The sequence below is a fragment of the Streptomyces lomondensis genome (genome assembly GCF_014651035.1).
GTDB classification, from domain to species: domain Bacteria; phylum Actinomycetota; class Actinomycetes; order Streptomycetales; family Streptomycetaceae; genus Streptomyces; species Streptomyces lomondensis.
In genome coordinates this window covers 230,712-249,626 of record NZ_BMWC01000010.1, presented here as the reverse complement: position 1 = coordinate 249,626, position 18,915 = coordinate 230,712, and the positions used below count along the sequence as shown (strand labels likewise).

17 protein-coding genes are annotated in these 18,915 nt (G+C 72.7%); 15 read left to right on the top strand and 2 right to left on the bottom strand.

The features are described 5' to 3' along the window. Positions 1-748 precede the first annotated feature (748 nt). From IE255_RS29730 to IE255_RS29695, 8 genes are all read left to right on the top strand, one after another. A complete protein-coding gene (locus IE255_RS29730) occupies positions 749-1,273 on the top strand; it encodes an extensin (RefSeq protein ID WP_190053471.1) in 525 nt (174 codons plus the stop codon). A 74-nt stretch (positions 1,274-1,347) separates the two neighbouring features. Beyond that, entirely contained in the window at positions 1,348-1,770 is a 423-nt protein-coding gene (locus IE255_RS29725; protein ID WP_190053470.1) for a phage tail protein, read from the top strand. Between the two features lie 91 nt (positions 1,771-1,861). Beyond that, a complete protein-coding gene (locus IE255_RS29720) occupies positions 1,862-2,587 on the top strand; it encodes a CIS tube protein (protein WP_190053469.1) in 726 nt (241 codons plus the stop codon). Beyond that, entirely contained in the window at positions 2,587-4,494 is a 1,908-nt protein-coding gene (locus IE255_RS29715) for a VgrG-related protein (RefSeq protein WP_190053468.1), read from the top strand. The genes IE255_RS29720 and IE255_RS29715 overlap by 1 nt, the downstream gene beginning before the upstream one ends. A gap of 31 nt (positions 4,495-4,525) precedes the next feature. Then, a complete protein-coding gene (locus tag IE255_RS29710; protein ID WP_190053467.1) occupies positions 4,526-4,966 on the top strand; it encodes a GPW/gp25 family protein in 441 nt (146 codons plus the stop codon). Continuing rightward, positions 4,966-6,927 carry a putative baseplate assembly protein gene (locus IE255_RS29705; protein ID WP_190053466.1) on the top strand — a complete coding sequence of 654 codons (1,962 nt, stop codon included), beginning with the start codon at positions 4,966-4,968 and terminating at the stop codon, positions 6,925-6,927. Before IE255_RS29710 ends, IE255_RS29705 begins: the two co-directional genes overlap by 1 nt. 28 nt (positions 6,928-6,955) lie before the next feature. Next, complete coding sequence (locus tag IE255_RS29700; RefSeq protein ID WP_190053465.1) at positions 6,956-7,516, top strand: phage tail protein; 561 nt, start codon at positions 6,956-6,958, stop codon at positions 7,514-7,516. Between the two features lie 401 nt (positions 7,517-7,917). Then, on the top strand, positions 7,918-9,324 hold the full coding sequence (locus IE255_RS29695) for an NADase-type glycan-binding domain-containing protein (protein ID WP_229906641.1): 1,407 nt from the start codon (positions 7,918-7,920) through the stop codon (positions 9,322-9,324). Between the two features lie 61 nt (positions 9,325-9,385). Here the strand turns inward: IE255_RS29695 and IE255_RS29690 are convergent, their stop codons facing one another. Further along, on the bottom strand, positions 9,386-10,825 hold the full coding sequence (locus tag IE255_RS29690) for a gamma-aminobutyraldehyde dehydrogenase (RefSeq protein WP_190053464.1): 1,440 nt from the start codon (positions 10,823-10,825) through the stop codon (positions 9,386-9,388). Positions 10,826-10,989: 164 nt separating this feature from the next. On the opposite strand from IE255_RS29690, the gene IE255_RS29685 reads away from it, so the two are divergent. The 7 genes from IE255_RS29685 (at position 10,990) to IE255_RS29655 (ending at position 18,035) form a co-directional block, all read left to right on the top strand. Continuing rightward, positions 10,990-11,529 carry an Lrp/AsnC family transcriptional regulator gene (locus IE255_RS29685; RefSeq protein WP_190053463.1) on the top strand — a complete coding sequence of 180 codons (540 nt, stop codon included), beginning with the start codon at positions 10,990-10,992 and terminating at the stop codon, positions 11,527-11,529. Between the two features lie 19 nt (positions 11,530-11,548). After that, complete coding sequence (locus tag IE255_RS29680; RefSeq protein WP_268255762.1) at positions 11,549-12,910, top strand: aspartate aminotransferase family protein; 1,362 nt, start codon at positions 11,549-11,551, stop codon at positions 12,908-12,910. A 215-nt stretch (positions 12,911-13,125) separates the two neighbouring features. Beyond that, entirely contained in the window at positions 13,126-13,875 is a 750-nt protein-coding gene (locus IE255_RS29675; RefSeq protein ID WP_190053462.1) for an ABC transporter ATP-binding protein, read from the top strand. Further along, positions 13,857-15,476: a hypothetical protein gene (locus IE255_RS29670; protein ID WP_190053461.1), complete on the top strand. Its 1,620-nt coding sequence runs from the start codon at positions 13,857-13,859 to the stop codon at positions 15,474-15,476. Before IE255_RS29675 ends, IE255_RS29670 begins: the two co-directional genes overlap by 19 nt. Positions 15,477-15,617: 141 nt before the next feature. After that, positions 15,618-16,025, top strand: a complete 408-nt coding sequence (locus IE255_RS29665; protein ID WP_190053460.1) for a VOC family protein — start codon at positions 15,618-15,620, stop codon at positions 16,023-16,025. A gap of 25 nt (positions 16,026-16,050) precedes the next feature. After that, positions 16,051-17,172, top strand: coding sequence for an LOG family protein (locus IE255_RS29660; protein ID WP_190053459.1), 1,122 nt, complete (start codon positions 16,051-16,053; stop codon positions 17,170-17,172). Positions 17,173-17,318: 146 nt separating this feature from the next. Continuing rightward, positions 17,319-18,035: an LAETG motif-containing sortase-dependent surface protein gene (locus tag IE255_RS29655; protein ID WP_190053458.1), complete on the top strand. Its 717-nt coding sequence runs from the start codon at positions 17,319-17,321 to the stop codon at positions 18,033-18,035. Positions 18,036-18,094: 59 nt separating this feature from the next. On the opposite strand, the gene IE255_RS29650 is transcribed toward IE255_RS29655, so the two are convergent. Beyond that, complete coding sequence (locus tag IE255_RS29650) at positions 18,095-18,892, bottom strand: maleylpyruvate isomerase family mycothiol-dependent enzyme (RefSeq protein ID WP_190053457.1); 798 nt, start codon at positions 18,890-18,892, stop codon at positions 18,095-18,097. Positions 18,893-18,915 lie beyond the last annotated feature (23 nt).

Genomic DNA, 18,915 nt, shown 5'->3' with positions numbered 1-18,915 from the left:
GACCAGCCCGGCGAGCGACCCGACCGCCACCGGCGCGGGCCCGGCACCGGCCCGGACCAGGCCCGGCAACCCGACGAGCGGCCCGTCGACCCCGGGCAGGGCTGCGTCCGGAACGGCCGCCGACTCAGGCGCCCCCGACCCCGTCGTCCAGCGACGGCGCCCGGCCGACTCCGCCCTGTCTCAGCCCCCCGCCGGCCCCACACCAGCACGGCCCGACGGCGTACCTACGGCGATGCCCTCCCGCCCCACGCCACCGCCGGTCGACCGGAACCACACACCGGCAACCGGCACCGAGCCGACCCCTCGTACCCAGGGCATCCCCTCAACACCCGCCACCACCCCACCGCCGGTACAGCGGACAGCGCTCCCTCCCACCACCCCAGCGACCGCCCCCACGCACACCCCAGCACCCACCGCCCACAACTCCCCGGCGACCGGCCCCACCCCAAGCCTCACAGGCCAACCAATGCGGCGGCCCCCCGAGTCCGCACACTCACCCGTCACACCAACCGGCACCCCCCGCCGTGCCCCCCGCCTCGGCCTCGGCGCCCCGATCACCGCACAGCCCGTCAGGGACGTCAGGGACGTCAGGCCCGAGCCGACGGCGGCGAACCCCACGCCGACCACCCCCACGAGCCCGCCGCCCCCGCACAACCCTCCGCCCCCGAACCACCCCCCGTCCCAGAACCCGGCCCCCACCATCCAGCGCACCCCCACCTCCCACCGCCGCTCAGCCCTGGGCGCCCCCATGACCACCAAGCCCGCCACACCGGCACCCACCCAACCCGCCCCTCCACAGCGACCGGCCCCCCGAACCACCACCCCCACGGCCCGACCGTCCCTCCCAGTCGCCCCCCTCACCTCACCCCGGCCTCCCTCACCGGCCTCACCTCCGGCCACTCCCCTGCCCGTCGTCCAGCGCTTCGGCAGGAAGTCCAAACCCACGGGCAGGCCCCCGAAAACACCGGCCACATCAGCCATCGGCACCCTCGCCGCAGCCGCCGCGGCCACCGCCGCCACGCCCCTGGCCAACCAGACCGCACAGCCACCACCCCCCACCTCCGGACACGCCGACCCCCCACCCCCGCACCGGCAACCACCCCCGCCCGCCTACCAGGAGGTCCCCACCGGCGCGTTCGACCCCCGGGAGCTCACCGACTTCCAGCTCGACGAACTCGTGCACCGGATCATCGGCCGCATCACCCGGCTGATCCGCACGGAACTCCGGCTGGACCGCGAGCGGATCGGCAGGCTCCGCGACCCCCGCCACTGACGCCCCGCCCCAGCACACACCCCGACGACCGACCAGGAACGACCGACCAGGAACGACAGAAAGGCCCACCCGCGATGTCCCGCCAGGATCCGGGCTCCACCATCTGGTTCACCCTCAGCATCGACGGCGAGAGCCTCGGCTACTTCAACGGATGCGAAGGGCTGTCCTCGCAGGTGGAGATCGAGCAGCGCCAGGAGGGCGGCAACAACGGCTTCGTCTGGCAGCTGCCGACCCGGGTGTCGTTCTCGACGATCCGGCTGACCCGCCCGCTCACCCCGGACACCACCAAGGTCGCCAAGTGGATCTCGTCGCTCCAGACCGGGATCAAGCGGCCCACCGCCCAGATCGCGGCGCTGCGCGCGGACGGCTCGGAGGTCGCGCGGTGGGGGCTCATCGACGTACTGCCCGTCAGCTGGACGGGCCCCTCCCTCGACCCGGCGAACCCGGCCGTGGCGACGGAGGTGCTGGAGATCACCCACCACGGATTCACGGACTGAGCGGACGCGACGGACCAGACGGATCGGATGGAACGGACGGACCGGACGGACCGGACGGACCGGACGGACTGCGGGGAGGGACCGGAACATCATGGCCAAGGGCAGCAGGAGAGGCGCGGGCAAGAGCCTGATCCGCGCCACGCTCGCCATCCACGAACCGCCGAAGGGCAAGAGCAGGGCGCCCGGCGGGATCATCAAGACGTTCGACTTCGACTTCAACCCGGCCCAGCTGTCGCTGACCCGCCGGGCCCAGTGGAAGGCCACCCCCGCGCAGATCGAACGCAGCGGCCCGCTCCCGGAGTTCATGGGCGCGGAACCGCGCGAGATGAGTGTCGAGATCTTCCTCGACTCCTCCGACGAACCGAACAGCAACACCGTCCTGAAGAAGGTCGACTCGCTCCTCGCCTGCTGCGAGGTGACGGCCAAGAGCCTCGCCGCCAAGCAGCCGTCGCCGCCGTGGGTCGTCTTCCAGTGGGGGTCGTTCTCGACGGCCCGGTTCACGGCGTACGTCAGCTCCGTGGAGGCCGACTACACGCTGTTCTCGACGACCGGCGTGCCCATCCGCGCCACCTGCCGGCTGCACCTGCACGAGATCCCCCGGAAGACGAAGGGGCAGAACCCGACCTCCGGCGCGCTCACCGCGCAGCGCGTGCACCGGGTCGTGGCGGGCGACTCCCTCCAGTCGCTGGCCTGGCGGGAGTACGGCGACGCGGCCGCCTGGCGTGCCATCGCCGAGGCCAACGGCATCGACGACCCGGCGCGGCTGCCGACCGGTGTCGAACTGGTGCTGCCGGCCGCCGAGGAGGTGCGTTCCTGATGGTGGAGTCCGCGTTCTCCAGCGTCGTCGAGGTGAGGATCGGCGGCGCCCCGCTGCCGCCCGAGTTCGCCCCGGACCTCGTGGACAGCCACGTCGACCAGGGTGTCGGCGTCCCGGCCGCGTTCCGGCTCACCTTCCGCGACCCGTACCGGCTGCTGCTGGGCAAGCTGGGCATCACCTTCGGCACCCAGGTGGTGTTCGCGCCCGTGGCCGACGGCGAGGGCGCCGGCGATCCGCTGCTGACCGGCGAGGTCACCGGCCTGGAGGCCGACTACGACGGCACCGGCAGCTACACCGTCGTGCGCGGCTACGACCTCGGCCACCGCCTGCTGCGGCAGCGCCGGGTGGCCGCCTACCGCAACCAGAGCGCCTCCGACATCGCCCGCAAGCTCGCCGCCCAGGACGGCGTGCCGATCGGGCGGATCGAGTCGACGAGGACGGTGTACGAGTTCATCAGCCAGTCCAACGTCACCGACTGGGACTTCCTCGCGCGGCTCGCCGACGAGAACGAGATGGTCATGTCGGTGGACGCGAAGGGCAGGTTCCGGTTCGTGCGGCCCAAGTCGGCCTCCGGCGCGCCCTCCCCGGGCACCGGCGGCGACAAGAGCCCCTTCGTCCTCGAGGCCGGGCGCGACATCCTGCGCCTGCGGGCCGCCGTCACCGCCGCCGACCAGGTGGCCAAGGTCGAGTCCCGCGGGTGGGACGTGACCACCAAGAAGAAGCTGACCGCCACCTCGCCCGCGACCGGCAACCCCGGCATCACCATCGGCACCTCCCCGGGGGCCGCCGCCGGGAAGTTCAAGGCCGCGAAGCTGGTGGAGACGGGCACGCCCTACGACAAGCAGAGCGAGGTGAGGTTCGCCGCCGGCGCCCTCGCCGACGACGTCACCGGCTCGTTCGCCGAACTGGAGGTCGTCGTACGCGGCAACCCCAGGCTGCGCCCGGGGGTTCCGGTGGCGCTGGCGCACGTCGGCGTGCCCTTCGAGGGCAAGTACACCGTCACGTCCGTGCGGCACGACTTCGGCGACGGCAAGCACTACGAGGCGTGGGTGACGGTCAGCGGACGGCAGTGGCGCTCGCTGTACGGACTGGCCTCGGGCGGGCAGCAGGCGGCGCCCCGGTTGCCGAGCGTGGCCAACGCGCTCGTCACGGACGTGAACGACCCGCTCAAGCAGGGGCGGGTGCGGCTCCAGTTCCCGTGGCTGGACGACACCTACGTCAGCGACTGGACGCGGACCGTGCAGCTGGGCGGTCTGGGCGGCGGCGGGGTGTTCCCGATGGACGTCAACGACGAGGTGCTGGTCGCGTTCGACCGGGGCGCTCTCGACCATCCGTTCGTGATCGGCGGTCTCTACAACGGGCGGGACAAGCCGACCCCCGTGGGGGACGTGCCGCTGCACGACACCGTGCGCAGGAAGGCGAGCCGGCACACCGTCTCCGACCGGGACGGCAACCGGATGGACCTGCTCAGCCAGAAGACCGGCGGCCGCAAGCAGGGCGTCCGGCTGGTCTCCGGGGACAAGCAGCTGACGATCAGCCTGGACCGCACCAACACCGAGATCGTCGTGGACAGCAAGGGCTCGGTGACGATCAAGGGCAGCCGTTCGGTGTCGGTCGAGGCCGGCGCCGATCTCACGCTGAGCGCCCGGCGCAGCCTGACGATCAAGAGCGGCGGCCCGCTCAGCATCCGGGGCGGCGGGGCCGTCAACGTGCGGGCCGCGGGCGCGATCGGGGTGAACGCGGTCGGCGCCCTGAACCTGGACGCCACGGGCATCGCCAGCCTCACCGGCAAGGGCACCGTGCAGATCACGTCGCTCGTCAACACGACGATCAAGTCCCCGACCACCCTGATCGGTTCGAAGACGTTCGGCGTGACCACCATTCCCGTCCCGATGCCGATCCCGTGACCGTCTCCATGAAAGGCGAGGTGTGGTGCTGATGGCCGAGCAGTTCATCGGCTCCGGCTGGTCGTTCCCGCTGCGCATCGGGCCGACCGGCGGGATCGCCCTGGTCAGCGGGGAGCGGGAGATCGAGGAGGCGATCCGGCTGGTGCTGTCGACCGCGCCCGGCGAGCGGCCGATGCGCCCGGACTTCGGCTGCGCGATCCACGACCTGGTGTTCGCGCCGGTCAACGAGCAGACCGCGGGCCGTATCCAGCACGAGGTGTACGTCAGCCTGGACCGCTGGGAGCCGCGTATCGAGGTCGAGGACGTCGAGGTCACCGCCGGCACCGACCAGAGCGTCCTCTACATCGACGTCCGGTACTCCATCCGCGGCACCAACAACCCGCGCAGCCTGGTCTTCCCCTTCTACGTCATTCCGTCCCACGAGGAGCCCGACGCCCCCGGCGCGGGCGACGCCCCCGAAAGCGACCGCTGATGGCCCTGCCCTCCCCCAACCTCGACGACCGCCGCTTCCAGCAGTTCGTCGACGACGCCAAGCGCTACATCCAGCAGCGCGCCCCGGAGTGGACCGACCACAACGTCTCCGACCCGGGCGTCACCCTCGTCGAGACGGTGGCCCACATGGCCGACCAGATCGTCTACCGGCTCAACCGGGTGCCGGAGAAGAACCACCTGGCGTTCCTGGACCTCGTCGGGATCACCCTGTTCCCGCCCTCCGCGGCCCGTACCGACGTGACGTTCTGGCTGTCGGCTCCGCAGGAGGAGCCGGTGCGGGTGCCGGTCGGCACGGAGGTCGCCACGCTGCGCACCGAGAGCGAGGAGGCGGTCGTCTTCGCGACCGAACGCGAACTGACGGTGGTGCCCAGCGCGTTGCGCCATCTGCTGGTGCAGCACCGGGGCGAGCCGGTGGTCGACCGGACGCCCGACCTCGCCGAGCGGGACAAGGATTTGCCGTGCTTCGCCGCGTCGCCCGCGCCCGGTGACTGCATGCTGCTCGGCCTGACCGCCGCGGTGCCGCACTGCGCGCTCGCCCTGGACCTGGACAGCCGGGTGGACGGCGTCGGCGTCGACCCGCGCCAGCCGCCGCTGGTGTGGGAGGCGTGGACCGCGGACGGCTGGCAGCCCTGCGAGGTCGACCGGGACGGCACCGGCGGCCTCAACCGCCCCGGCGAGGTCGTCCTGCACGTCCCCGGCGGGCATGTGCTGTCCCGCAACGCGGGCCAGGAGGCCGGCTGGCTGCGCTGCCGGGTCACCGAACCCCTGCCGGGCCAGCCCTTCTACACCACCTCGCCCACGGTGCGCGCCGTGGAGGCCTTCACGATCGGCGGCACCACCGCCGCCGTGCACGCCGAGACGGTGTACGACGAGGCGCTCGGCGAGTCCACCGGGCTGCCGGGCCAGCGGCTGCGGCTGGCGCACGCGCCGGTGGTGGGCGACGACCCGCCGGTGCTGCTCCAGACCGCCGAGCACGACGGCTGGACGGACTGGCGGGTGGTGCCGAACTTCGCGGGCTCCGGACCGTACGACCGGCACATCACCCTCGACGCCACGACCGGCGAGATCGCGTTCGGCCCGGCCGTGCGCGAACCCGACGGATCCCTGCGGCAGTACGGGATGGTCGCCCCCAAGGGCGCACCCGTGCGGGCCCGCCGCTACCGCACGGGCGGCGGCCGGGCGGGCAATGTGGCGCGCGGTGCGGTGCGGGTGCTGCGCACCTCCATCCCGTACGTCTCCGAGGTCGTCAACCGCGAGGCCGCGCGCGGTGGGGTGGACGGGGAGACGGTGGAGGAGGCGAAGGTCCGGGCCCCGATCACCCTGCGCGCCCAGGAACGGGCGGTGACGCTGCGCGACTACGAGGAGCTGGCCCGCCGCGCCGCCCCGGAGACCGCGCGCATCACGTGCCTGGAGGGCAAGGAGGGCGAGCACGGGGCCTACGCCGTACGGGTCCTGGTGGTCCCGCAGGCCGTCCCGGACCCCGGCGGCCGCCTGCGCTTCGAGCAACTGGTGCCCGGTGACGCGCTGCTGGACCGCATCACCCGGCACCTGGACGAACGGCGCCTGATCGGCACCCGGCTGGCGGTGGGCCCGCCCTACTACCAGGGCGTCACGGTGGTGGCCACCGTGCACGCCTTCCGGGGTGTCGACACCGACCGGGTCCGCCGGCAGGCGCACGACGCGCTCTACCGGCACCTCGACCCGCTGACCGGCGGCGCGGACGGCACGGGCTGGCCGTTCGGGCGGCCCGTCCAGGCCGGGGAGGTGTTCGCGGTGCTGCAACGCGTGCCGGGGGTGGAGCTGGTCGACGAGGTGGTCCTGCACCCCGCGGACCCGCTCACCGGCAAACGCGGCGAGCCGACGGACCGGATCGACCTGTCGGCGCCGTCGCTGGTGTTCTCCTTCGACCACCGCGTCCGGGTGATCGGGGACGGATCCTGATGGAACGGATCCCGAGGGGGAGCGGCACATGAGGGGCTCGATCGACGGCCTCGGATCCTCCGCGCCGATCGGCGTGATGCTGCCGGCCGTGTTCGCCGACGACGACCTGGCCCAGCGGTTCGTCGCCGGGCTCGACGACGTGATCGCCCCGATCCTGAGCGTGCTGGACTGTCTCGACACCTACTTCCGCCCGTCCCTCGCACCGCTCGACTTCACCCAGTGGCTGGGCCACTGGGTCGGCGCGGAGACCGAGGGCGGCGAGCCCGAGCCGCTGCTGCGGGCCGCCGTGGCCGCCGCCGCGTATCTGCACCGCATCCGCGGCACCCGGCGCGGGCTGTCCGAGGCGGTCCGGCTCGCGTTCGGCGTGGAGCCCGAGATCACGGAGAGCGGCGCCGCGTCCTGGAACGCCCGACCGCTGGGCCCGTTCCCGGGCGACCCGCGCCCCCGTCTGCGCGTCCACCTGCGCCTCCCCGCGCCCACTCCCGCGGACCGCCACCGCCTGGACGCCCTCGTGTCCGCCGCCCGCCCCGCCCACATGCCGTACACGGTCCAGGTGACCGCGACCGCCGAAAGGACCCCGGAGAGATGACGACCCCCCAGAACTGCGCCGACTGCGGCACCCGCGCGGAGCCGGGCCAGTCGTTCTGCGACGCGTGCGGCGCGGTACTCAGCTGGACAGACCGCCCGGCAGAACCCCGACGAACGGCCGCGACACCCGCGCCTTCCCGGGCCGCCGAGGCTCACGGGGATTCCCGGCCCCCGGCTTCCCGACCGGCCGGAGGTTCCGGGGCGTCCGGCAGGGACCGGTCGCCGCATGCGGGTGCGGGAACCGACCGGTCCGCGACTGTCGACACCGATCGGCCCGCACCTGCCGGTGCCGACGGGTCCTCTCCTCCGGCTGCCGGCGCCCCGGTTATCGGCCCGGCGTACACCGGGGCGGATGGCCCGGCCGGTCGGTCCGGCTTGGACCAATCAGCCGGCCGCTCCGGCATGCACGAAGCAGCCGGCCGGTCCGGCATCGACAACCCGGCCAGCGGGGACGCCCCTGCGGGCGGTCCAGGGATACCTCCTCCCGCCGAAGCTGTCGCTGTCACCCCGGGCGAGGCCTCCTCCACGACACCTCCAGCCAGCCGCTACACCTCCGGCCCCGCCTCCCCTCCCCCCCAGCCCTCCACCCCGACGGCGGCGCCCGCCACCCCAGCCGCCTCCGCCGGACCCGGCCCGGACTGGGACGCCTTCTCCCGCCCGGACGGCAGGGCGGGCCTGCCCCCCACCCCCCGGGACCGGCTGGGCGCGGGCAGTGTGACGCACGCCAGCACCCCCGGCACCGCGCCCACCACCGCTCCCCCCACATCCGGTGCCGGCGCCGAAGCAGCCGCCCACCACCCGGCCACCCCCGGCCACACCCCTGCCACACCGCCCCCGGACGACACCGCCCCCACCCAGCCTGTCCCCCCGGCAGCACACCCTCCGCACCCCGCCGACCCCCACGGCATGACCGACCGCGCCCGCAGCCTCCTCATCCCGGTCGGCGACCCCGAACCCGCCCCCACCGCACCGCCCTCCGTCGCCCCCGTCCTGCCCGGCCGCCCCACCCCCCAGCGCCCGCAGGCCGTGAGAGCCCCGGGCGAGGAACCCGGCGTCGACGGCGGCGCGCCCTGCCCCTGGTGCGCCACGCGCAACCGTCCCGAGCGGCACTTCTGCACCCGGTGCGCGATGCCCATGGCCGGTGAGGGACCGGCCGCCCCGGGCCGGCTCCCCTGGTGGCGGCGGCTCGGCCCCTCCGGCAGCCGGGAGGCCCCCTGGGCGGGCGACCGCCCCCGGCTGCGCCGCGCCTTCGACCGCGTCCTGTCCTGGCTGGGCATCGCGGTCGTCCTGGCCCTGCTGGCCGTGCTGGCGTTCACCCTCCCCGACGGCATCCAGGCCACCCGCGACCACTTCGCCAAGCGCGCCCCGGTCTCCCCGGACCGCTTCACCGCCTCCCGCTCCTACCCGGGCCACAAGCCGGACCTGGCCTTCGACAAGCTCAACGACACGTGGTGGGGCCCGGGCGTGTCCCAGTCGGGCCGGGGCCAGTGGATAGAGGCCCGCTTCGCCCAGCCCACCCGGCTGCTGGACCTGATCATCACGCCGGGCGTCTCGACCCGCGCCGCGGACCTCCGCAAGGAGGCGCTCCCGCACCGCGTCACGGCCACCGTCACCGGCGCCGACGGCAGGACCACGACCCGCCGGCTGACCCTCGACCAGGGCGCCGGCCCTCAGCGCCGCGCCTTCCGCGTGGGCGAGGTCACCGCCGTCCGGTTCACCATCGAGTCCGCCCACGGCATCTCGGCGAAGAAGCAGGTCGCCATCGCGGAGATCGAGTTCTTCGGCCCGTCGAGCGCCAACCGGACCTGAGCATGCGGCGGCCCCGGACGGAATCCAGCCGTCCGGGGCCGCCCCGCCGTGCCCGGTCCCGCTACACGTCCAGCGACGTCATCACGTGCTTGATCCGCGTGTAGTCGTCGAAGCCGTACGCCGAGAGGTCCTTGCCGTAGCCGGACTTCTTGAAGCCGCCGTGCGGCATCTCGGCGACCAGCGGGATGTGCGTGTTGATCCACACGCAGCCGAAGTCGAGCTTCTTGGACATCCGCATGGCGCGGCCGTGGTCCCGGGTCCACACGGAGGAGGCGAGGGCGTACTCGACGCCGTTGGCCCACTGCACCGCCTGGTCCTCGTCCTGGAAGGACTGCACGGTGATGACCGGGCCGAAGACCTCCTTCTGGATGATCTCGTCGTCCTGCTTCAGGCCCGAGACGACGGTCGGCGCGTAGAAGTAGCCCTTGTCGCCGACGCGCTTGCCGCCGGTCTCCACGCGCGCGTGCGCGGGCAGCCGCTCGATGAAGCCCTCGACCTGCTTGAGCTGGTTGGGGTTGTTGAGCGGGCCGAACAGCACGTCCTCGTCGTCCGGCTGCCCGGTCTTCGTCTCGGACGCGGCCTTCGCCAGCGCGGAGACGAACTCGTCGTGGATGGACTCGTGGACGAGCACGCGCGTGGCGGCCGTGCAGTCCTGGCCGGCGTTGAAGTAGCCCGCGACCGAGATGTCCTCGACGGCCTTGGCGATGTCGGTGTCCTCGAAGACCACGACCGGCGCCTTGCCGCCCAGCTCCAGGTGGACGCGCTTGACGTCCTTGGAGGCGGACTCGGCGACCTGAATGCCGGCGCGCACCGAGCCGGTGATGGAGGCCATCGCCGGGATCTCGTGCTCGACCATCATGCGGCCGGTCTCGCGGTCGCCGCAGATGACGTTGAAGACGCCCTTCGGCAGGATCCCGCCGAGGATCTCCGCGATCAGCACCGTGGACGCCGGAGTGGTGTCGGACGGCTTGAGCACGACCGTGTTGCCCGCCGCGATCGCCGGGGCGAACTTCCACACGGCCATCATCATCGGGTAGTTCCACGGCGCGACCTGCGCGCAGACGCCGACCGGCTCACGGCGCACGATGGAGGTCAGACCCTCCATGTACTCACCGGCCGAGCGGCCCTCCAGCATTCGCGCCGCGCCCGCGAAGAAGCGGATCTGGTCGACCATCGGCGGGATCTCCTCGGAGCGGGTCAGCCCGACCGGCTTGCCCGTGTTCTCCACCTCGGCCGCGATCAGCTCCTCGGCGCGCTCCTCGAAGGCGTCCGCGATCTTCAGCAGGGCCTTCTGCCGCTCGGCGGGCGTGGTGTCGCGCCAGCCGGGGAAGGCCTCGGCGGCCGCCGCCATCGCGGCGTCCACGTCCGCCTTCCCGGACAGCGGAGCGGTCGCGTACGCCTCGCCCGTCGCGGGATTGACCACCTCGGTGGTCCGTCCGTCGGCGGCGTCCCGGAACTCACCGCCGATGTAGTTGCGCAGACGACGCAGCTCGGTGCTCACTGCCGGCCCTCCAGTTCGGATGTCCAGTACTTGAGACACCCACCCTAGTCGGCCGCCCCACGTTTTCAACACCCCCGCTCCCTTCGTTCGTGCGGAATCCGCAGGAGCAGGGGATCCAAACAACGGATTTCATCGATCGAGGCTTGCGGAAGTGACGAGACCTCGTGCACAGTGACCTCGTGGCCAGTCGAAGCGCAGACCAGAAGGGCTCGCGGGAGCACCGCGAGTCCTCCCGAGAGTCCAGAAACGGCAGCTCGCCCCAGCTGGACGCCGTCTCCCTCGCCATCATCGAGCAGCTCCAGGAGGACGGCCGCCGGCCGTACGCCGCCATCGGCAAGGCCGTGGGCCTGTCGGAGGCGGCTGTACGCCAGCGCGTCCAGAAGCTGCTCGACCAGGGCGTGATGCAGATCGTCGCCGTCACGGACCCGCTCACCGTGGGCTTCCGCAGACAGGCCATGGTCGGCGTCAACGTCGAGGGCGACGTGGAGTCGGTCGCGGACGCGCTGACGGCCATGCCCGAGTGCGAGTACGTGGTGATGACCGCAGGCTCCTTCGACCTGATGGTGGAGATCGTCTGCGAGGACGACGACCACCTCCTGGACGTCATCAACAAACGCATCCGGGCCGTCCCCGGAGTGCGCTCCACCGAGAGCTTCGTCTACCTCAAGCTCAAGAAGCAGACCTACATGTGGGGAACCCGATAACCGTGAGGACCCGATAGCCGTGAGCAAGGACCTCTCCCAGACCGCGTACGACCACCTGTGGATGCACTTCACGCGCATGTCGTCGTACGAGAAGTCCCCCGTCCCCACCATCGTCCGGGGCGAGGGCACGTACATCTACGACGACCAGGGCAAGCGCTACCTGGACGGCCTCGCCGGCCTGTTCGTGGTGCAGGCCGGGCACGGCCGAGTCGAGCTCGCCGAGACCGCCTTCAAGCAGGCGCAGGAGCTGGCGTTCTTCCCCGTGTGGTCGTACGCCCACCCCAAGGCCGTCGAGCTGGCCGAGCGTCTCGCGCACCACGCCCCGGGCGACCTGAACAAGGTCTTCTTCACGACCGGCGGTGGCGAGGCCGTCGAGACCGCCTGGAAGCTCGCCAAGCAGTACTTCAAGCTGGTCGGCAAGCCCACCAAGCACAAGGTCATATCCCGCGCGGTCGCCTACCACGGCACCCCGCAGGGCGCCCTGTCCATCACCGGCCTGCCCGCCCTGAAGGCCCCCTTCGAGCCGCTGGTGCCGGGCGCGCACAAGGTCCCGAACACGAACATCTACCGGGCGCCGATCCACGGCGACGACCCCGAGGCCTACGGCCGCTGGGCCGCCGACCAGATCGAGCAGCAGATCCTCTTCGAGGGCCCGGACACGGTCGCCGCGGTCTTCCTGGAGCCGGTGCAGAACGCGGGCGGCTGCTTCCCGCCCCCGCCGGGTTACTTCCAGCGGGTCAGGGAGATCTGCGACCAGTACGACGTACTCCTGGTCTCCGACGAGGTCATCTGCGCCTTCGGCCGCCTGGGCACGTACTTCGCCTGCGACAAGTTCGACTACGTCCCGGACATGATCACCTGCGCCAAGGGCATGACCTCGGGCTACTCCCCGATCGGCGCGTGCGTCATCTCCGACCGCCTGGCCGAGCCGTTCTACAAGGGCGACAACACCTTCCTGCACGGCTACACCTTCGGCGGCCACCCCGTCTCCGCGGCCGTGGGCCTGGCCAACCTCGACCTGTTCGAGCGCGAGAACCTCAACCAGCACGTCCTGGACAACGAGGGCACCTTCCGCGCCACCCTGGAGAAGCTGTACGACCTGCCGATCGTCGGCGACGTCCGCGGCAACGGCTTCTTCTACGGCATCGAGCTGGTCAAGGACAAGGCCACCAAGGAGTCCTTCGACGCGGACGAGACCGAGCGCGTCCTGTACGGCTTCCTCTCCAAGAAGCTCTACGAGAACGGCCTGTACTGCCGCGCCGACGACCGCGGCGACCCGGTCGTCCAGCTCGCCCCGCCGCTGATCTCCGACCAGTCGACGTTCGACGAGATCGAGCAGATCCTGCGCGCCACCCTCTCGGAGGCGTGGACGAAGCTCTGATCCTCGCCGCGATCGTCGCTCCGATCGTCTGCATGGATGATCAACACCGGCCCCGGTGCCGCCCGTTCGAGTGAGAAACGGCGTCCCGGGGCCGCGTGCTGTCCGGCGTCCCGCCGCCTTCTGCCTAGCGTGCCCAGTGACCGATCGGCCCTGCCTTCGTTCCCCCGCACGGGGGATGGCACGGGAACTACGGATCTGAACCGAGGTGTACGCCCATGGAGGCTCCTCCGGACAACGACGTGCTCTGGGCACGCGCCCTGCACTTCCAGCACGACGACGGCTCGCCCGCGCTCAGCGGTGTCTCGCTCGGCGTCCGGGAGGGCGAGATCCTCGCCGTCAGCGGCCCGCGCGGCAGCGGCAAGACGACCCTGCTGCGGTGCCTGTCCGGGCTGGTGCCCGTGCGGCGCGGCGAGGTCTGGTTCAACAGCGTGCCCGTGCACACCATGGGCCCCCTCACCCGCGAGCGGCTGCGCCGCGACCGCTTCGGCTGGATCGACCCGGCCCCCGCCCTGGTCCCGGAGCTCAACGCCTGGGAGAACACCGCCCTGCCGCTGATGCTGCGCGGCACGAGCCGGCGCCGCGCCAAGACCGCGGCCCTGGAGTGGCTGGAGCGCCTGGACATCGGGGACGGCGCCCGCAAGCGCCCCCACCAGCTGGTGCAGGCCGAGCGCCAGCGGGTCTGCATCGCCCGCGCCCTCGCCCCCGCCCCGTCGGTGCTGTTCGCGGACGAGCCCACGGCCCCGCTGCACCGCGCCGACCGCGCCCACGTCCTGCGCACCCTCACCACGGCGGCCCGCTCCCACCGCATCACCGTCGTCCTGGCCACCCACGACGCGGAGACCGCGGCCCTCGCCGACCGCACGGTGTCCCTGCTCGACGGGCGGCGCGTGCAGACGGTGCACCTGCCGCCCGTCACCGAGAACGCCGAGCCGGAAGGCCGGGCCGCGTGCTCGCTCTCCGTCTGATCCGCGGCGCCCACCCCGCCGTCCAGCTGCGCCGCCTCCTGGTCGCGGCGGCCTCGGCGGGCACGGGTTTCCTGTTGCTCTGCGCCCTGGGCCACGCGCTGGGCCACCCCGGCGCCACCGGAGACTCCCTGCTGCGCCTGGCCTGGTGCGCGGCCCCGCTGGCCGCCACGGTGTACTTCGCGGTCGCCGTCGCCCGCACCGACCCCGGCACCAAGCCCCGCCCCGGCCTCTCCGCGATCGGCCTCGGCCCGCTGCGCCTGATGGTCGTCTCGGCGGCGACGACGGCCCTGTCCTGCACGCTCGGCTCGATGCTCGCCCTGCTGGTCTTCCTGCACCTGCGGGGCGACCTGACGGGCATGCCGTTCGACGGCGCGGCCGCCGGGTTCCTCGCCGCGGGCCAACCGCTGCCGCTGCCGGGGGCCCTGACGCTGCTGGCGATCGTGCCCACGGGCACGTCGATCGCGGTGGCACTGGCCCTGCGGCCGAGGGAGGCGGGCCCGGCCACGTCCCGGGCGGTCCGGATGTACGGCCGCTTCGGCGCGTACCGGCGCAGGAGCGAGCGGGAGACCTTCGGGGCGTACGGCAGGTTCGGCCGGCAGATCATCCGGCCCGACGGCGCTCCCGGCCCGCGGTCCGCCGCGAAGAGCGGCCCGCCGGCGGCCCGGACGAGCGAACCGGCCTCGGCGGCGACGGCCGGGGGCGCCGGCGGCACGGTGACCGCGGTCGCGGATCCGGCACGGCTGCCGGGCCGTACGGCCGGGGACCCCTCACAGACGGCCGCTCCCCACCCGGGCGCGACGAGCCCGGCCGGGGACGCCACCCACCGGGCCGCCCCGGACGCCACTGGTCCCGTCGCCCCGGACGCGATGAGCCCGGTCGGCGACCCCGCCCGGCTGCCCGCTCCGCACCCGGCGGCGCCGGACGCCGTGGCCGCCGTGGGTGCCGACGACCCCGCCGCCCTCGACGCGGCCCTGCGCGACACCCCCGCGACCGACGCCCCAGCCACCGCCCCCTCCGGCCTGCCCTGGGGCATCGCCGTGCTGGCCGCGGGCCTCGCCGTCGAGACCTACACGAGCCGCACCTCCCCCACACCCCCCGACCTCACCTTCTCCGGCGCCTCCCCCGGCGTCCTGGCCGGCTGGGCGCTGGCCGCCGTCGGCCTGGCCCTGGCCGGACCCGGCCTGACGCACCTGTGCGGACGCCTGCTCCAGTCGGCCCGCCCGGGCGCCCTGCGGCTGCTGGCCGGCCGCATCCTCATGGCGGAGGCCACCCGCATCGGCCGCCCCCTGGGCGTCGTCTGCGCGGTGCTGTCGGCCGCGTACGCCATGGCGCTGCTGCACGCCCCGGACGGGCTGTCCCTCGGCCCGCTCACCCTCCTCGGCGTGTTCCTCGTGACCGGCTGCACCATGGGCACGCTCCTCACGGCCGCCGTCGAGGCCCGGCAGGCCCGCGCCGACACCACCGCCGCCCTGCTGCGCCTCGGCGCTCCCGCGACGATGCTGCGCGGCGCCGCCGCCCTCCGCGCGGGCGCGCTGCTCGCCCTGTTCGGCCCGCTCACCCTGACGGTCGCCGAGCTGGCGGCACTGCCGCTGGCCCGCTGAGCCCGCAGGACTGCCGGACCACCGGACCGCCGGACCACCGAGAAAACCCGTACGAGAAAAATCTTCGAACGGCGATGAGTTCCGCGCCGTACCCCGGTCTATCCCCGCGTAACGACACGGACCCGATGGGAGCGACCCGAGATGTACCAGCAGATGATCTTCGTGAACCTGTGCGTCAACGACCTCGACGCCTCGAAGAAGTTCTTCACGGAGCTGGGCTACTCGATCAACGAGCAGTTCAGCGACGAGACGGCCGCCTCGGTCGTGATCAGCGACACCATCGTCGTGATGGTGCTCACGAAGGAGAAGTACGCCCAGTTCACCAAGAAGGAGATCGCGGACTCGAGAAGGACCAGCGAGGTGCTCATCGCGCTGAGCGCCGAAAGCCGCGAGAAGGTCGACGAGATGGTCGAGAAGGCGGTCGCGGCGGGCGGCTCCGTCAGCGGCGAGACCCAGGACTACGGCTTCATGTACGGCCGTTCCTTCGACGACCTGGACGGCCACACCTTCGAGGTCGTGTGGATGGACCCGTCGGCCGTCGAGGGCTGAGACATGGCTGTGCCAGCATGGGCGGGTGCAGACGATGCCCGCCCATGCGGCCCACCACGACGACCGTGAGATCGAGACACTCGAGGAGTTCGACGCGACCGTCTCGGCGCGCGGCACCCTCGCCGGCCACCGCGTCCAGGCCGTCGACCTGACGGACCGTACGCGCGAACTGCTCAGCACGGACACGGCGGGCGCGATCTTCCTCGGCTGCGCGATGCGCGAGGACGCGGCCGCGAAGATCCGCGGCGACGGCGCCCTGGTCTTCCCGCCGGTCCCGGACCTGCCCTTCGACCCGTACCGCGGCCTGGTCTACTCACCGGACGAACTCTTCGCGTCCCTGCCGGACGGCTACGAGGCCACGCCCGACGCCCGCACCTACGCCTGGTTCCAGCGCACGAAGGCGGACGGGGACATCTACGCCTCCATGCTGCGCGCGGTCCACGACGACTCCGTCTCGGACGCGCTCGACGAACTCCTGTCCGGCGCCCCGGTGGTGGGCGTGATGGGCGGCCACGCGATGGCCCGCGGCACGGAGCAGTACGCGGGGGCGGCGCGCCTCGGCCGGGAGCTGGCCCGTGCGGGTTTCACGGTCGCCACCGGCGGCGGCCCAGGCGCGATGGAGGCGGCGAACCTCGGCGCGTACGCCGCCCCGTTCGGCGAGGACATGCTCACCGAGTCGCTGGAACTCCTCGCCAAGGCCCCGCGGTTCACGCCGTCGATCACCCAGTGGGCGACGGCCGCCTTCGAGATACGCGGCCGCTGGCCCCGGGGCGGCCGTTCCATCGGCATCCCGACCTGGTTCTACGGCCACGAGCCGCCGAACGCGTTCGCCTCCCACATCGCCAAGTACTTCGCCAACGCCACCCGCGAGGACGGCCTGCTGGCCCGGTCGAACGCGGGTGTGGTGTTCCTGCCGGGCGCGGCCGGGACCGTCCAGGAGATCTTCGACAACGCGACGCCGAACTACTACGAGTCGCGCGGCGAACCGACACCCATGGTGCTCGTGAACCGGGCGCACTGGACGGAGAAGCTGCCGACGTGGCCGCTGCTGCGGTCGCTGGCCCGGGGGCGGTCGATGGAGGCGCGGATCGCGCTGGTCGACCGGATCGAGGAGGCGCCCGAGGCGTTGAAACGTCTCGGCGGTTAATAAGCTGGCAAAGCAAGTGCTTGCACCCTGCATATGCGTTGACACTACTTATGCGGCGCTTATAGACCTGTGAGCCTCCGGTAGTGCTGATGTTCAGTCAACACTGCCTCCACCCCCCGCATTTGCGCATCCTGTAAAGGACAAACGTGGCAGTTCTGTCCGTATCCCGCCGTACGGCTTCGCGCCGTACCGTCGGCCGTTCCGTGCGGATCCTCGGTGTCGTCTCGGCCTCGGCCGCGCTCGCACTCGGTGCCGCCGGCAACGCGCTCGCCTGCAACATCAACGAGTTCTCCGCCGAGGCGAAGTGCGACGGTGACAAGGGCGTCATCACCGTCACCGACGTGGACCCCGCCGGCATCCCGGCGACCGTCACCGTGTACCTGGAGAACAACGGCGCCGACGTGAAGAAGGTCGGCGAGCAGGTGGTCAAGGGCTCGCGCGAGGGCACCACCATCACCTTCGCCGAGAACTGGAAGCCGAACGCCGAGTACCGCATCCACGTCAAGGCCACCCCGTACGTCGACGAGGACATCAAGCCGAACCTCGTCACCCCGGCCACGGCCTGCAAGAAGGAGGAGCCCTCAGCGACTCCGTCGACTCCGCCGGCCACGCCGACCCCGTCGGCCTCCCCCTCGAAGCCGGCCGAGGACACCGGCACCCCGGCCCCGACGCCGTCGGAGAGCGAGAGCAGCACGCCGGCGGGCAACGCGCCCGCCCCGGCGGCCGGTGACTCCAACCTCGCCGAGACCGGCGCCGACTCCAACACCGGCATCATCGCCGGCATCGCGGCGGCCCTGGTCGTCGTCGGCGGCGGTGCGGTGTTCTTCGGCATGCGCCGCCGCGGGGCGAACAGCGACAGCTGACGCCCGCGCACAGCGCGCTGTGGCCCGTCCCCGATCCATGGGGGCGGGCCACACCCGTCTCACCCGAAGCTCGCCCGCTCCAGCCAGAATTCCAGCAGCTCGCGGTCGCCGAGCACCTCGACGTCCGGGGCGTCCAGGGGCAGCCGCCGGTAGAAGGCGAGCAGCACGGAGGTGAGCGGCCCGCGCAGGGCGACCGTGGCCTTCTCGTGGCCGCGGCGCCAGGTGACACCGTCCTCGGTGAGCTCCACCAGCCACTCGGCGTTCAGGCCGGCCCCGGCATCGGTGGCGTGCAGATGGATGCTGTGACCCGGGCCGCGCAGCTCCCCCGCCTCGTCGTGCGGCACCGTCCGCTGCACGTGCTGCACGATCTGGAGCCACTCGTCGATCGCGTCGGCCGCCACATCGGGCGCGACCTCGTAGGGCAGCCCGGCGGCGAGCGCGGCGTCCGCGCGGTGCACGGTGATCTCGTGGGTGACACGGCGGGCCCAGAACCCGGCGTTGTGGATCCCCGCCCAGCCCCACACCTTCGCGTCCGGCCCGGCCTCCCGCAGCGCGGCGACGACCTGCTCGCCCGACTCCCCCAGCCACGCGTCCAGCGCGGCCGCGTCCCCCCGCGCCCCGGGCCCGGCCGCACCCGGCACCCGCTCCTCGGGCACCTCCTCCGCGGCCCGGGTCCGCACCATCAGCTCCACCCAGCGCAGGGCACCGCCCAGGTGCCGGACCAACTGCTCCAGCGACCAGTCCGGGCAGGTCGGCACAGTGGCGGACAGATCGGCACCCGAGGTCACCACCGACCTCAACAGGCCTACCTGGAGGGCGATCTCGTCGCAGTAACGGTCGTGTGCAAGTAACGTCATGCCCCGCACCCTAGGCCGGAGCC